Raw genomic sequence first — 13,353 nt, 5'->3', positions numbered from 1 at the left:
GCCAAAAACGGGACGGGCAAACGTAATGGAATGTTGTGGGCGCAAGGTTCATGCAGCGCCGATACATTTCATCCTGGAGTCCCGGTTTATCGGCTATACAATCAGGGCCCTTGCCTGGAGCCGTCTATGCCGTCCACGTTGCGTTCATCGCTGATTCTGGCCCTGGTGGTCGTGCTCACCGGTATTGGCGCGGGCCTGGGCGGCATGCTCCTGGCCCTGCTGCTGCACGGTATTCAGCACCTGGCGTACGGTTACAGCCTCGACAGCCTGGTCAGCCATGAAACCTTTTTGTGGGGTGTGACCGCCGCCGCACCAGAGCGCCGTTTGCTGGTGCTGGTGGTGTGCGGCCTGGTCGCCGGGTTGGGCTGGTGGACGCTCTATCGCTACGGGCGCACGCTGGTGAGCATCAAGCAGGCGGTGTCGGAACAGATGCCGATCATGCCGCCCAAGACCACCCTCGCCCACGCGCTTTTGCAGATCATCACCGTGGCTCTCGGCTCGCCGCTGGGGCGTGAAGTGGCGCCCCGTGAGGTTGGTGCACTGGCCGCCACCTGGCTGTCCCAGCGCGCCCGACTCCAACCGCCCATGCACCGCCTGATCGTGGCCTGCGGTGCGGGTGCCGGGCTGGCGGCGGTGTACAACGTGCCGTTGGGCGGCGCGGTGTTTGTACTGGAAGTGCTGGTGGGCGCCTTCAGTTGGCCGGCGGCGCTGATTGCGCTGGCGACCTCGGCGATTGGCGCAGCGGTGGCGTGGACTGGGCTGGGAGCGGAGTCGCAATACGTCGTGCCGCACTTCGTGTTGAGCCCGGCACTGATCGCCTGGGCCGTGGTGTGTGGGCCGGTATTCGGCGTGGCGGCCTATGCCTTCACCCGGCTGACCGGCGCAGCAAGGGCGAACGCCGCCAGAGGCTGGCGCCTGCCGGTACTGGCGCTGATCAACTTCACCGTTGTCGGCGGCCTGGCGATGCTGCTGCCGCAAATCCTCGGCAATGGCAAAGGCCCAGCGCAGTTGGGTTTCGACAATGAACTGGCCATCGGTCTGGCCGCACTGTTGCTGGTGGTCAAGGTGCTGATCACCACCAGCAGCCTGCGCGCCGGGGCCGAAGGGGGATTACTCACCCCCGGCCTGGCCAATGGTGCGTTACTGGCGATCATCCTCGGCGGCGCCTGGAGCCTGGCATGGCCCGGCGTGCCCCTGGGCGCATTTGCGCTCATCGGCGCGGCGGCATTCCTCGCTGCCAGTATGAGCATGCCACTGACCGCGATTGTGCTGGTGGCGGAATTCACCCGCATCGACCATGACTTCCTGGTGCCGATCATCCTCGCAGTTGTCGGCGCGGTGTGCGTGAGCAAGCTGTGCCAACGCATGGAAACTGCTGGAAAAAAGCCGGCCATATCTGACTGACGCCCTCCCATTAAGGGTGAACACGGCAATTGTGGCGAGCGGGCTTGCCACAGGGTACTTATCGCCTGTTCTACCTAAAGACCTTGAAAGGGCTGGGCCCAAGCGCCATCCTTCGCGCTTTAAGCCGCCCCATTCGCGGCGCTCGACGTTGAAAGGATATGCCCATGCACGCCCAACCCCTCACCGCCGCCGAATTCGAGTTCATCGAAGACACTTTGCTTAAATACGGCGACGACCATTCGGTGCTGAACCTGGCCGAACTCGACGGCTACTTCACCGCACTGGTGTCCAGCCCGGCCCAGGTGGATGTGGCCGAGTGGTTCCCGGCGATCTGGGGCGGCCAGAACCCGGAATGGGACAACATGGACGAAGCGCAACGCTTCCTCGAACTGTGCGTACGCCATATCAACACCCTGGCCGGGCAATTGGCCACCGACGCCACGGGCTTCAAGGCGCGCTTCGACGAAACCGAACACCAGGGCCACACCGTGACCCTCGCTGAGGAGTGGTGCTTTGGCTACATCCGTGGCGCCGCCATCGGTAACTGGCCAGAACTGCCAGCCGCCCAAGCCGCCGAGCTGGAAAAAATCTCCTGGTGCGCCGAGCAAGACAACTTCGAACTGCCGGCCGACCTGGATGTACAGGCGCACCAGCAGCGCATCAGTGAAATCGAACCGGCTGCGCGGGCGCTGCATGATTATTGGTTGGCACAGCGATAGGTGTATCTGGAGGACCGAAGCGCCTGCATCGCCGGTAAGCCGGCTCCTACATTGCTTTACACCACTCAAGCCGGCTGTCAGGCCACCGTGCTCTGGCTTTTGATTTTGATCTTAGGCGCCCCGTCAAACACGCTGGCCGGAATTCGGCAGGGATTTGGGGGGTAAACCGGCAGGGATGCCGGTTTAGCCGCCCCGCGCCATGGATGGCGCGTGGTGGCGGCCCCCCAAATCCCTGTCGGATTACGGGCACACCGAGCCTGGGCGAGGTGCCGAGTGTTGGGGCAAGAGCGTTTTGCTTACTTTTGCGCTCTATCAAAAGTGAGCCGCTGTAAGAGCGGAACCCATAGCCGCCGTAACCAAAGAAACGGATATGTACACCGTAAGGACGCCATCGCCGGCAAGCCAGCTCCTACAATTGGAATTGATGTACACCGCCCAGTAAATTTCAGCGTCTGCGACCGCGCGCTCGACAAGCACCGCCGCTTTGGCCGATTATTCGGGTCCGCCCGCCGACCTTGCCTTGATCAGGAGCCCTGTACCTTGAGTTCGCAGAAAACCGTGACCGTTACACCGCCCAACTTCCCCCTCGATGGCAAGGTCGCGCCCCCCGGCTCCAAATCCATTACCAACCGCGCCCTGTTGCTGGCGGCCCTGGCCAAGGGCACCAGCCGTCTCAGCGGCGCGCTGAAGAGTGACGACACGCGCCATATGTCGGTGGCCCTGCGCCAGATGGGCGTGACCATCGACGAGCCGGACGACACCACCTTCGTGGTCACCGGCCACGGCAAACTGCAGCTGCCGGCACAACCGCTGTTCCTCGGCAACGCCGGCACCGCCATGCGTTTTCTCACCGCTGCCGTGGCCACGGTCGAAGGCACCGTGGTGCTGACCGGCGACGACTACATGCAAAAACGCCCGATCGGCCCGCTGCTGGAAACGCTCGGCCAGAACGGTATCCAGGTCGACAGCCCGACCGGTTGCCCGCCGGTCACCGTGCACGGCGTGGGCAAGATCAAGGCCAAGCGCTTCAAGATCGACGGCGGTCTGTCCAGCCAGTATGTGTCGGCCCTGCTGATGCTCGCGGCCTGCGGCGAAGCGCCGATTGAAGTGGCGCTGACCGGCAAGGACATCGGTGCCCGTGGCTATGTCGACCTGACCCTGGACTGCATGCGCGCCTTCGGTGCCCAGGTTGAAGCCGTCGACGACACCACCTGGCGCGTGGCCCCGACCGGCTACACCGCCCACGACTACCTGATCGAACCGGACGCCTCCGCCGCCACGTACCTGTGGGCCGCTGAAGTGTTGACCGGGGGCCGCATCGACATCGGCGTGGCGGCGCAGGACTTCACCCAGCCAGACGCCAAGGCCCAGGCCGTGATCGCGCAGTTCCCGGACATGCAGGCCACGGTGGTCGGCTCGCAGATGCAGGATGCGATCCCGACCCTCGCGGTGCTCGCGGCGTTCAACAACACGCCGGTGCGTTTCACCGAGCTGGCCAACCTGCGGGTCAAGGAGTGCGACCGTGTGCAGGCTCTGCATGACGGCCTCAACGAAATCCGTCCGGGCCTGGCGACCATCGAAGGCGATGACTTGTTGGTAGCCAGTGATCCTGCGCTGGCCGGCACCTCGTGCACCGCGCTGATCGACACCCACGCCGACCACCGCATCGCCATGTGCTTTGCCCTGGCCGGGCTGAAGGTTTCGGGTATCCGCATTCAGGACCCGGACTGCGTGGCCAAGACCTATCCTGAATACTGGACGGCCTTGGGCAGTCTTGGGGTCCAACTGAGCTATTAAAGCGTCAGCGTCGGAATGGGGAGGCTCTGCACATGAACATTCGCCAACCCTGCCCACCCGGCGCCTGCGTCTGCGACCGCGAACAGCTGCTGGAGACGCCGGGCGCCGACCAGCGCATCCTCCAGCTCACGCGCCAGGAAGAGAAGAAGCTGCTTGACCGTCTTGAAGACCTCAAGAGCCTGCAAGACCTGGAGCGCATGCAACAGCTGATGTACCAGCAACTGGGCATCCGCGTGCATATCGCCCCCGGTCATACCGAGGTCAAGAGCATGCGTGGGATTCAGATCGTCATCGACGATTTACCGGGGATGTGCCGCAAGACCCGCCAATCGATCCCGGCCGCGATCCGCCGAGGCCTGGAAAAACGCCCGGAAATCGCCTACCGCCTGCTGGACGCCCACGACCTGTTTCGCGAAGGTTGAATCAACCGGCAACTGCCTCGGCTTCGAACAGTCCCCGCCCAACAGTCCTGGCCATGTCCAGGTGCGCCTGCGCCCCGCCGCTTTCCGACTCCAGCAACAATTCGGACGTCACCACCTGCGCGCCACAGTAATCAAAAATCCCGTAGTCGATCTGCGTGCGCATCGCCTTGGCATAGCCATGCCGTTCAAAGGCATCGTCATCCGCTGCGCCCAGGGCCAGCAGGTGCACTTTCAGGTGTCGCAGTTTTTTCACCACCGGGGTAGCCGGGCCGTACTCGATGGCCCAGCCGTTGACGAACACGCGGTCGATCCAACCCTTGAGCAAGCCCGGCAGCGACCACCAATAGATCGGGAACGCCAGTACCAGGGCGTCGGCGCGGTCAACACGGGCCTGCTCGGCCAGTACGTCGACTGGGGGCCTGGCATGGCTGCGGTGGACCGCATGGTCAGCCGCGTTGTAGCGCGGGTCAAACCCTTCGGCGGCGAGGTCGGCGATCTCGAACGTGTGGCCGGATGCGCCGAGGCCGGCGGCCACCTGCGCGGCAACGCTGTGGGTGAGGGATTGCGGGTCGTGATGGGCAACAACAATCAACGCATGCATGACAAAAACTCCCGTTTAGGGTTAGGCTGGGCTTAAGTTACGATTGGTAAGTTACTTTTGGTATATAAGCATGTCAAGCCCTGCATCCCCTGCCCCACGCCGTCGCCTGTCCCGTGAAGATCGCCTGCGCCAATTACTCGAAGTGGCCTGGCAACTGGTGCGTAATGAAGGCACCGACGCCCTGACCCTCGGCCGCCTGGCCGAACTGGCAGGCGTGACCAAACCGGTGGTCTACGACCATTTCGTCACTCGTGCCGGGTTGTTGACCGCGCTGTATGAGGACTTCGACGCACGCCAGAACCAGGTGTTTGTCGACGCCATCGAGGCCAGCAGCGCCACGCTTGAGGATCGTGCCTGGGTGATCGCCGCGTCCTATGTGGACTGCGTGCTGTTGCAGGGTCGGGAAATTCCAGGAGTGATTGCCGCGCTCAGCAGCTCGCCGGAGCTTGAGACGCTCAAGCGCCAGTACGAAGCGATCTTTCTCGATAAATGCCGCGATGCACTGTCGCCCTTCGGACGGATTTCTCAGGCGGGTCTAAGGGCGATGCTGGGGGCTGCGGAGGCGTTGTCCCAAGCGGCGGCCAGTGGTGAGATCAGCCGTGAAGAGGCGCAGCAGGAGTTGCTGGCGACCATCCTGGCGATGGTCAATCGTGGGCGTGTCTAGATAGTTTTTCGTGACGATGCAACAACCGACACAGCGGCGGCAACTGACAGCTCACATTGCCACATTGTAACCGGGGGGCTGCTACGCAGCCCAACGCGGGGCAAGCCCGCTCGCCACAAGAAACCGGTTCACTCAACGTCCGGCAACAAACAACTGCACCTTGCGCTGCAGTTGATCGAGGTGCCGATCACGCTGCTTCTCCGCGTCCACCATGGCGCGCTTGCCATGCTTTTGCAGCAGGTACGTGTGAATCTGCCGTACCTCCAGCGAGCTGTAGATCGCTGCCACATCCAGCACGCCCATCAGGCCATCGGTGCCGTAGTCCCGCGTGTTCATCAATACCTGGGTGCCCCGTGCACCACGCACTTGAAAGCCCATGCCCTCGAATGCGGGCACCTTCTCCACTGAGCACGCCAGTTCCGCATGGGGGTACCGGCTCAGCACGTCACGCATCATTGCGCGGGCCACACCCTGGCGGCGATAGCCAACTTGCACCGCCATGAACGCCACACCGCAGGCCTCTGGATCATCCTTCACGGGCAGGTACAGGCAAAAGCCGATGAGCTTTTCGTCTTCCATTGCCACCACCAACTCGACCGCAATGCCTTTGGCACCGTTGAGCGCTTCGAGGTACAGGTGCACTTCAAAGCCCGTGGCGTATTGGTAGATGTTGTACAGCAGGTTGCTCGGGGGCAGCGCTACGCTGCTGATGTCGGTGAGGTTATCCACCACCAGTTGCAGGATCTGGCTGTTGATCGGCTCGGGGCATGGTGTGGTGTAGCGGGTAAGGCTGTACATGCAAATTCCTGGGGTTCAGCGTCAAGGCAGCACGGATTGTACCTGTTCGGCACATACCTCACGCAAACACCGGCGCAACCAGCGATGGGCCAGGTCGGCATCCAGCCGGGGGTGCCAGAGCATCGCCACGGTAAAGCCCGGCAGTGTCAGCGGCAGCGCAAAGCTGTAGAGGCCTGCACGTTGATGGGTGGTGTAGCGCTCGGGCACGCTGGCGATCAGGTCGGTGTCGCGGGCCAGGGCGATGGCGGTGGCAAAACCGGCGACGATTGTGCTGATCTGTCGCGTGAGGCCTCGGACTTCCAGCGCATCGTCTATCTGGCCACGGTCCTGCCCGCGCCGGGACACGTAGACGTGTTGGCCCGCAGCATAACGCTCGGCGCTGACCGTGCCCTGGCTGAGGGGATGGCCATCGCGCACCACGCCCACCACGCGGTCGCGGAATAATGCCTGGGTCAGCAGTTCCGGGCTGGCGGTAGGGTCGACCACGCCGGTTTCCAGGTCGACACGGCCTTCGCGCAGCATCGCACTGTCCTTGTCGGTCTTGTTGATGAAGCGCAGGCGCACGCCGGGCGCCTCCAGGGCGATGCGCGCCAACAGGGCCGGGCCGACATTCTCGACGAACTCTTCGCTGGTGCGCAGGGTAAAGGTGCGCTTTACCTGGGCCAGGTCCAACGATTGCACGGGACGTAGCACGGCGTGGGCGTCCTGCACCAGGCGACTGACCTGTTCACGCAATTCCATGGCCCTTGGCGTGGGCACCAGGCCACGCCCGGCGCGCACCAGCAATGGGTCGCCGGTGGTCTCGCGCAGACGCGCCAGGGCGCGACTCATGGCCGATGGGCTCAGGCGCAGGCGTTTGGCCGCCGCGGCGACGCTGCCTTCGGCGAGTAATACATCCAGGGTGATCAGCAGGTTGAGATCGGGCATCGATACTCCTCATAAGGCGTCACATGCAGGTATTAACTGCAATCCATGCGTCTTCCGCCATGTTAGGCCACCCCGTAGATTTGTGACAGTTGCGTTCATTCAAGGAATCACCCATGCACACGTCTTCCCCTGGCAGCCTTGTCAGCCTGTCCCTGTCCATGCTGCTGGCCTCCCTCGGCACCAGCATCGCCAACGTCGGCTTGCCCAGCCTGGCACGTGCGTTCGATGCGTCGTTTCATGCCGTGCAGTGGGTGGTGTTGGCCTACTTGCTGGCAATCACCGCGGTGATTGTGAGTGCCGGGCGCCTGGGTGATCGCCTGGGGCGCCGGCGATTGTTGCTCGCCGGGTTGCTGCTGTTCACCGTGGCGTGTGGACTGTGTGGGATGGCGACGTCACTGGCGGGGCTAGTTGGCGCGCGCATCCTGCAAGGACTCGGTGCAGCCGTGATGATGGCCATGGCCCTGGGCATGGTTGGCGATACGGTGACCAAGGAGCGTACCGGTCGGGTCATGGGCTTGCTCGGCACAATGTCCGCCGTGGGTACCGCCATGGGGCCAAGCATGGGGGGCTTGTTGCTCAGTGTGTGGGGCTGGCGCGCTATCTTCCTCGTCGGCATACCAATGGGATCGGTGGCCGCCGCCATCGCCTACCAGTATTTGCCGGTTGATCGGCCCTGGGCGTCATCGTCCACAAGCCCAGGCTCCGGGTCCTTCCTGAAAGAGCCAAGATTACGCGCCGGCCTGGCCATGAGTGCCTTGGTCGCCGCCGTGATCATGGCCACCTTTGTGGTCGGGCCGTTCTATCTGTCCCGCGGCCTGGGTCTCGACCCTGAGTGGATGGGACTGGCGATGGCGCTCGGCCCCTGTGTCGCGGCCTTCACCGGCGTACCCGCCGGACGCCTCACCGATCGCTTCGGCAGCCAACGCGTGACACTCGCCGGGCTGGGAGTGCTGGCCTGTGGTGCACTGCTGTTGTCGCTGGGGTCCGGACTGATCGCCTACCTTGCCTCGCTGGTTGTTTTGACGACCGGCTACAGCCTGTTCCAGGCGGCCAACAACACGGCGGTCATGAGCGATGTGGACAGCTCGCAGCGAGGCACTGTATCGGGGCTGCTGAACCTGTCACGCAATCTCGGGTTGATCGTCGGCACGTCCGTACTGGGTGCAGTGTTTGCCTGGGCCAGCCCGGACGTGACCCGCGCCCTGCCCCAATCAGTGGCCTATGGTCTGCATACCACGTTCAGCGTGGCGCTGGGTTTGATCCTGCTGGCCAGTGTGATGGCATGGCGCCGCTTCAGCGCTTGTAACAGCCTTCAGAACACCCATTGAGGCAAAAAAACAAAAAAGGCGTTGCGCCAGACCGGGTTACATCGCGCATCATGGGCACTTTCAAGCTCAAGGGTAACGTCCATGCGCGTTCTGTCATTGATGATGGGTCTCACGACGCTGGCCGCCACTACGGTGTTCTGCGCCAGCGCGATGGCGAATGAAGAAAGTCAGTTGGTACAACAGATCAACCAATACCGCAGCCAGGTGCAGCGCTGCGGCGACCAGGGTTCCCAGGAACTGCCACCGCTGGCCAGCGACACACGGCTGGTGCTGCCCGCCACCAATGTCGGCGATTTGCAGCAAGCGCTGGCACGCGCCGCGTACCCGATGGTCAACGTGCAGGCCATCAGCCTGTCCGGGCCCAAGGATGCCCAGGCGGCCATGAAGGCTGTGCGCGAGAGCTTCTGCCGCGTGGTGCTGGACCCGCAATTCGTCGATATCGGCGTGAGCAATAGCGGCCAGGACTGGCGCATCGTGCTCGCCCGCCCGCTGCTGACCAGTGGCCTGGGCGACTGGCAGACCGAGGGCAAGCAACTGCTCAACCTGATCAACACCGCTCGATCGCAGCCGCGGCAATGCGGCCCCCAGGCGTTTACTGCCACCACGCCGTTGTCATGGAATGACGACCTGGCCGGCGCCGCCAACAGCCACACGCGCAACATGGCCAACGGCAACTTCTTCGACCACCTCGACCACGACGGCCGCACACCGGGCGACCGTGCGGAGTTGGCCGGGTACATCGCGAAGAACATCGGCGAAAACATCGCCGCCGGCCTGGACACGCCACGCAAGGTGGTCGACGGTTGGCTCGCCAGCCCGGGCCATTGCGCCAACCTGATGAACCCGCAGTTTCGCGAGCTGGGCGCGGCCTATGCGATGGACCCGAAGAGTGACGCAGGGATTTATTGGACGGCGGTTTTCGGCGCGCAATAAGCAGGTTTGCAGATCTATCCATACGGATAGTGCATCAAATTGATATCACCGCGATAATCCCGCTGAACTGCCAGCGGGCTTTCCGGTCTGTTGCTTGTCAGGCCCTCCCTTCCAGGCATTAAACAGACCGCGGTAAACAAGGTGTTCTTGCAATGATGAATTGGCTGCAAAGCAGCAGCGAGATGGCTGAGCGGGTGCGACAGCATGATTGGGCGAGTACGCCCCTGGGTCCGCTGGAACAGTGGCCGGATGTGCTCAAGACCACGGCCGCACTGTGCTTTGCCTCAAGCTTCCCCCAGGCCATCATCTGGGGGCCACAGTTGATCACGCTCTACAACGACGCGTTTATTCCGATCCTGGGCGATAAACCCGACGCATTGGGCCGCCCTTTCAGCGAAACCTGGCACGAAGTCTGGGACCAGATCAGCCCGATCGCCGACGCGGCCTTCGAAGGGCGCGCGACCTATATCGAGAACTTCCCCTTGGTGATCGAACGGGGCGCCGGGCCGGAGCAGGCGTACTTCACGTTCTGCTACAGCCCGATCCGTGACCCCAATGGCAAGATCGTCGGCATGCTCGACACGGTCACCGAAACCACCACCACCGTGTTTCTCACCCAGCGCCTGGCGGCCCTGGACACCATCGGCAATGCGGTCGCCACCGCCACCGATGCCGAACACATCATGGCCACCACCACCCGCCTGCTGGCCGAGCACCTGCAAGTCTCCAACTGCGCCTATGCCGACATGGATGCCGACGAAGACGGTTTTACCATTCGCGGCAACTGGGCAGCGCCGGGCTCGCCGAGCATCGTCGGTCATTACAGCCTGGCCTCGTTCGGCGCATTGGCGGTGCAACGTCTGCGCGCCGGCGAGCCGCTGGTGGTGCAGGACAATCGCCTCGAGTTCACCCTTGAAGACGCGGCCAGCTATCAGGCCTTGGGCGCATTGGCCACCGTGTGTTTCCCGCTGATCAAGCACGGCCGCCTCACCGCCTTGATGGCCGTGCATGACAAAGTGGCCCGGGTCTGGTCGCCTTATGACCTGGCCTTGGTGGGGGAAGTTACCGAGCGCTCCTGGGCGCATATCGAACGTGTACGCGCAGACGCCGCCGTGCGCGAAGGCTTGGCAGCCTTCACCGAACTGAATGCGACCCTGGAACAACGGGTGCAGGAACGCACCGCTGCCCTCACCCAGGCCGAAGCGGCACTGCACCAGTCGCAGAAACTCGAAGCCATCGGCCAATTGACCGGCGGCGTGGCCCACGACTTCAACAACCTGTTGACCATCATTCGTTCCTCGGTGGACTTCCTGCGCCAGCCGGGGTTGTCCGAAGAACGCCGCCAACGCTACATGGGCGCGGTGTCCGACACGGTGGAGCGGGCCAGCAAGCTCACCAGCCAGTTGCTCGCCTTCGCCCGTCGCCAACCGCTGAACCCGGAAGTCTTCGATGCGGGCCAGCGGGTCAAGAACATCGCCGAGATGCTCGAAAGCGTCACCGGCGCACGCATCCGCGTACACGTGCAATTGCCAGAGCGCCCCTGCCATGTGCGGGTCGACTCCAGCCAGTTTGAAACCGCACTGATCAACATCGCCCTCAACGCCCGGGATGCCATGGACGGCCAGGGCACCCTGACCCTGCGGGTCGCCACGCTCGACGCACTGCCGTGCATCCGCGGCGATGCGCAGGCGCTCCAGCCATTTGTCAGCGTCTCCCTGACCGACACCGGCAGTGGTATTGCGGGCGATACCTTCGAGCGCATTTTCGAGCCGTTCTTTACCACCAAGGCGGTCGGCAAAGGCACTGGCCTGGGCTTGTCCCAGGTGTTCGGGTTTGCCAAGCAGTCCGGTGGAAACGTCGACGTGGCCAGTCGCGTGGGCCAGGGCACGGTGTTTACCTTGTACCTGCCGGAAGTGGCCCCGCAAGCAGTGCCCAACGTGCAGCAGCAAGAAGATCTTGCGCCGGTCCACACCGCAGCGCAGCGACATATCCTCATCGTGGAGGACAACCTGGAAGTGGGCCGCTTCGCCAACCAGATCCTCCAGGACCTGGGCTACCGCACCACCTGGGCCACCGATGCCGAACAGGCACTGACCCTGGCCGGCGCCGATGCCCTGGCCTTCGATGGGGTGTTTTCGGATGTGGTGATGCCCGGCATGACCGGCGTGGCCATGGCCAAGGTACTGCGTCAGCGGCGCCCGGACTTGCCGGTGGTGCTGACTTCCGGCTACAGCGAAGAGCTGGCCGACAGCGGCTACGAAGGGTTCGAGTTCCTGGCCAAGCCCTACTCGGCCGATCAGGTGGCGCGGGCACTGACCAAGGCGATGCCCTAGCGAACATCCGTGGTGAACGCGGGCGCCTGTGGTGAGCGGGCTTGCCCCGCGCTGGGGCGCGAAGCGGCTCCCTCTCTCAGGGCCACATCGCTGTTTCAGGTAGACCGAGGTGTTGGGATTGGGGCTGCTGCGCAGCCCAACGTGGGGCAAGCCCGCTCACCACAAAAAGCCTGTTCACCACAGCAAGCCCGCTCACCGCAGCAAGCCTGTTCACCACACAGGCCTGGTTGCCAAGGAAGCCGGCCGGCCACAATTTGAAGTCTTACTCCGCCACCGCCACCTGATTGCGGCCCTGGGCCTTGGCGCGATACAGCGCCTTGTCAGCCGTATTCATCAGGCCGTGCAGGTCTTGAACCTCGGGATGGGTGGACGCCACACCGAGGCTGGCGGTCAACCCATGCACCGGCGCGGAGGACAGGCCGGAGATCGCCTTGATCAACTGCTCGGCGATGACCCGGGCGGTTTCCAGTGAAGTGTTAGGCAGCAACACCGCAAACTCCTCGCCCCCCAAGCGGCCGTATACATCGGCCTGGCGGAACGAAGCGCTGATCACCCCGCCAATCTGGCGCAACACCTGGTCACCGGCCTGGTGGCCGTAGGTGTCGTTGATTTCCTTGAAGTGGTCCATGTCCATCATCAGCGCACACAGCGGCTGACGATTGTGCCGGCATTGTTCGTACAACACCTGGGCATGCTCGAAGAAGGCGCGGCGATTCATCAGACCGGTGAGTTCATCGGTCTGTGCGGCGCGGGTGGAAATGTTGTGGGCACGCTCCATTTGCCGGGTCAGGCGAAAGGCTTTTTCCAGGGCATCGGACAACTTGCGCGTGGCGCTCACCACAAAGGTGGAAAACACCAGTACCGCAACGGCCACACCCACCTGCATCGAGGAAGGCTGGAACAGTAACCATAGGGTGCAAGGCAATAAAACCAGACCCATGGACCCCAGCGTCATATAGCGATACGCCGAGTAACACGACACTGCGCTCACCGACATGCCCACGGTGAACAGCATCACCAGGGCCTGGGAGAGCCGGTCATCGGTGGGCATCACCGCCAACGCGCCAAAGCCCCAGATACCGGCCGACAGCATCAGCGTGGTCCAGTAGCGGCGCTCCCAGCGATCCGGAGTGCGTTCGGCGTTGGGGCAACGAAACCACTCCATGAACATCTGCAGTCGCAGCAGCGTCGAGGCTGCCAGCGTCAATAGCCAGATCAGCATGACTTGATGATCAAACCGCTCCCAACACAGCCAGCAGAGCATCATGGCGCCCAGGTAGCTGCCGAAGATGGCGGCAAATGACTGCCGGAACAGCTGGTGCAAACGATCAGTCCGCACCTGCTCCTCTATAAAGCAATCCTGGTCCTGCCCACGCCCAAGGCCATTCATGAAATTCGCCTGATTCGACTGCTACGACAAAGGCGCC

Annotated in this window: 12 protein-coding genes; 8 read left to right on the top strand and 4 right to left on the bottom strand. The window is 63.3% G+C overall.

The window, feature by feature from the left end:
* Positions 1-126: 126 nt before the first annotated feature.
* From ACZ445_RS13440 to ACZ445_RS13425, 4 genes are all read left to right on the top strand, one after another.
* Positions 127-1,404 carry a chloride channel protein gene (locus tag ACZ445_RS13440; protein ID WP_464708444.1) on the top strand — a complete coding sequence of 426 codons (1,278 nt, stop codon included), beginning with the start codon at positions 127-129 and terminating at the stop codon, positions 1,402-1,404.
* Positions 1,405-1,568: 164 nt separating this feature from the next.
* On the top strand, positions 1,569-2,123 hold the full coding sequence (locus tag ACZ445_RS13435) for a UPF0149 family protein (RefSeq protein ID WP_464708443.1): 555 nt from the start codon (positions 1,569-1,571) through the stop codon (positions 2,121-2,123).
* Between the two features lie 540 nt (positions 2,124-2,663).
* The gene (locus ACZ445_RS13430) at positions 2,664-3,920 is read left to right on the top strand and encodes a 3-phosphoshikimate 1-carboxyvinyltransferase (protein ID WP_058425462.1); all 1,257 of its coding nucleotides are present in this window, start codon (positions 2,664-2,666) and stop codon (positions 3,918-3,920) included.
* A 32-nt stretch (positions 3,921-3,952) separates the two neighbouring features.
* The gene (locus tag ACZ445_RS13425) at positions 3,953-4,342 is read left to right on the top strand and encodes a hypothetical protein (protein ID WP_071492567.1); all 390 of its coding nucleotides are present in this window, start codon (positions 3,953-3,955) and stop codon (positions 4,340-4,342) included.
* A 1-nt stretch (position 4,343) separates the two neighbouring features.
* Here ACZ445_RS13425 and ACZ445_RS13420 read toward each other — a convergent pair whose 3' ends face one another.
* Positions 4,344-4,943, bottom strand: coding sequence for an NAD(P)H-dependent oxidoreductase (locus ACZ445_RS13420; RefSeq protein ID WP_058425464.1), 600 nt, complete (start codon positions 4,941-4,943; stop codon positions 4,344-4,346).
* Between the two features lie 70 nt (positions 4,944-5,013).
* Here ACZ445_RS13420 and ACZ445_RS13415 point away from each other — a divergent pair, with 70 nt between their 5' ends.
* A complete protein-coding gene (locus tag ACZ445_RS13415) occupies positions 5,014-5,607 on the top strand; it encodes a TetR/AcrR family transcriptional regulator (RefSeq protein ID WP_058425465.1) in 594 nt (197 codons plus the stop codon).
* Between the two features lie 132 nt (positions 5,608-5,739).
* Here the strand turns inward: ACZ445_RS13415 and ACZ445_RS13410 are convergent, their stop codons facing one another.
* Positions 5,740-6,405, bottom strand: a complete 666-nt coding sequence (locus tag ACZ445_RS13410; protein WP_058425466.1) for a GNAT family N-acetyltransferase — start codon at positions 6,403-6,405, stop codon at positions 5,740-5,742.
* Between the two features lie 21 nt (positions 6,406-6,426).
* Positions 6,427-7,332, bottom strand: a complete 906-nt coding sequence (locus tag ACZ445_RS13405) for a LysR family transcriptional regulator (RefSeq protein WP_464708442.1) — start codon at positions 7,330-7,332, stop codon at positions 6,427-6,429.
* A gap of 113 nt (positions 7,333-7,445) precedes the next feature.
* Between ACZ445_RS13405 and ACZ445_RS13400 the strand changes: the two genes are divergently transcribed.
* The 3 genes from ACZ445_RS13400 (at position 7,446) to ACZ445_RS13390 (ending at position 11,926) form a co-directional block, all read left to right on the top strand.
* Positions 7,446-8,660, top strand: a complete 1,215-nt coding sequence (locus tag ACZ445_RS13400; RefSeq protein ID WP_464708441.1) for an MFS transporter — start codon at positions 7,446-7,448, stop codon at positions 8,658-8,660.
* Between the two features lie 81 nt (positions 8,661-8,741).
* Positions 8,742-9,593, top strand: a complete 852-nt coding sequence (locus ACZ445_RS13395) for a CAP domain-containing protein (protein ID WP_464705398.1) — start codon at positions 8,742-8,744, stop codon at positions 9,591-9,593.
* Between the two features lie 152 nt (positions 9,594-9,745).
* A complete protein-coding gene (locus tag ACZ445_RS13390; protein WP_058425470.1) occupies positions 9,746-11,926 on the top strand; it encodes a GAF domain-containing protein in 2,181 nt (726 codons plus the stop codon).
* A 262-nt stretch (positions 11,927-12,188) separates the two neighbouring features.
* On the opposite strand, the gene ACZ445_RS13385 is transcribed toward ACZ445_RS13390, so the two are convergent.
* Positions 12,189-13,316 (bottom strand): GGDEF domain-containing protein, encoded by a 1,128-nt coding sequence (locus ACZ445_RS13385; RefSeq protein WP_058425471.1) that lies wholly within the window; start codon positions 13,314-13,316, stop codon positions 12,189-12,191.
* Positions 13,317-13,353 lie beyond the last annotated feature (37 nt).

This window comes from Pseudomonas allii, from assembly GCF_055380095.1.
Note: the sequence above shows the minus strand (reverse complement) of the source record. Positions and strands in the feature narration are given on the sequence as shown.

Coding starts and splice junctions, on each gene's coding strand:
- ACZ445_RS13440 (WP_464708444.1), top strand. CDS start 127: ATGCCGTCCACGTTGCGTTCATCGCTGATTCTGGCCCTGGTGGTCGTG.
- ACZ445_RS13435 (WP_464708443.1), top strand. CDS start 1,569: ATGCACGCCCAACCCCTCACCGCCGCCGAATTCGAGTTCATCGAAGAC.
- ACZ445_RS13425 (WP_071492567.1), top strand. CDS start 3,953: ATGAACATTCGCCAACCCTGCCCACCCGGCGCCTGCGTCTGCGACCGC.
- ACZ445_RS13420 (WP_058425464.1), bottom strand. CDS start 4,943: ATGCATGCGTTGATTGTTGTTGCCCATCACGACCCGCAATCCCTCACC.
- ACZ445_RS13415 (WP_058425465.1), top strand. CDS start 5,014: ATGTCAAGCCCTGCATCCCCTGCCCCACGCCGTCGCCTGTCCCGTGAA.
- ACZ445_RS13410 (WP_058425466.1), bottom strand. CDS start 6,405: ATGTACAGCCTTACCCGCTACACCACACCATGCCCCGAGCCGATCAAC.
- ACZ445_RS13405 (WP_464708442.1), bottom strand. CDS start 7,332: ATGCCCGATCTCAACCTGCTGATCACCCTGGATGTATTACTCGCCGAA.
- ACZ445_RS13400 (WP_464708441.1), top strand. CDS start 7,446: ATGCACACGTCTTCCCCTGGCAGCCTTGTCAGCCTGTCCCTGTCCATG.
- ACZ445_RS13395 (WP_464705398.1), top strand. CDS start 8,742: ATGCGCGTTCTGTCATTGATGATGGGTCTCACGACGCTGGCCGCCACT.
- ACZ445_RS13390 (WP_058425470.1), top strand. CDS start 9,746: ATGATGAATTGGCTGCAAAGCAGCAGCGAGATGGCTGAGCGGGTGCGA.
- ACZ445_RS13385 (WP_058425471.1), bottom strand. CDS start 13,316: ATGAATGGCCTTGGGCGTGGGCAGGACCAGGATTGCTTTATAGAGGAG.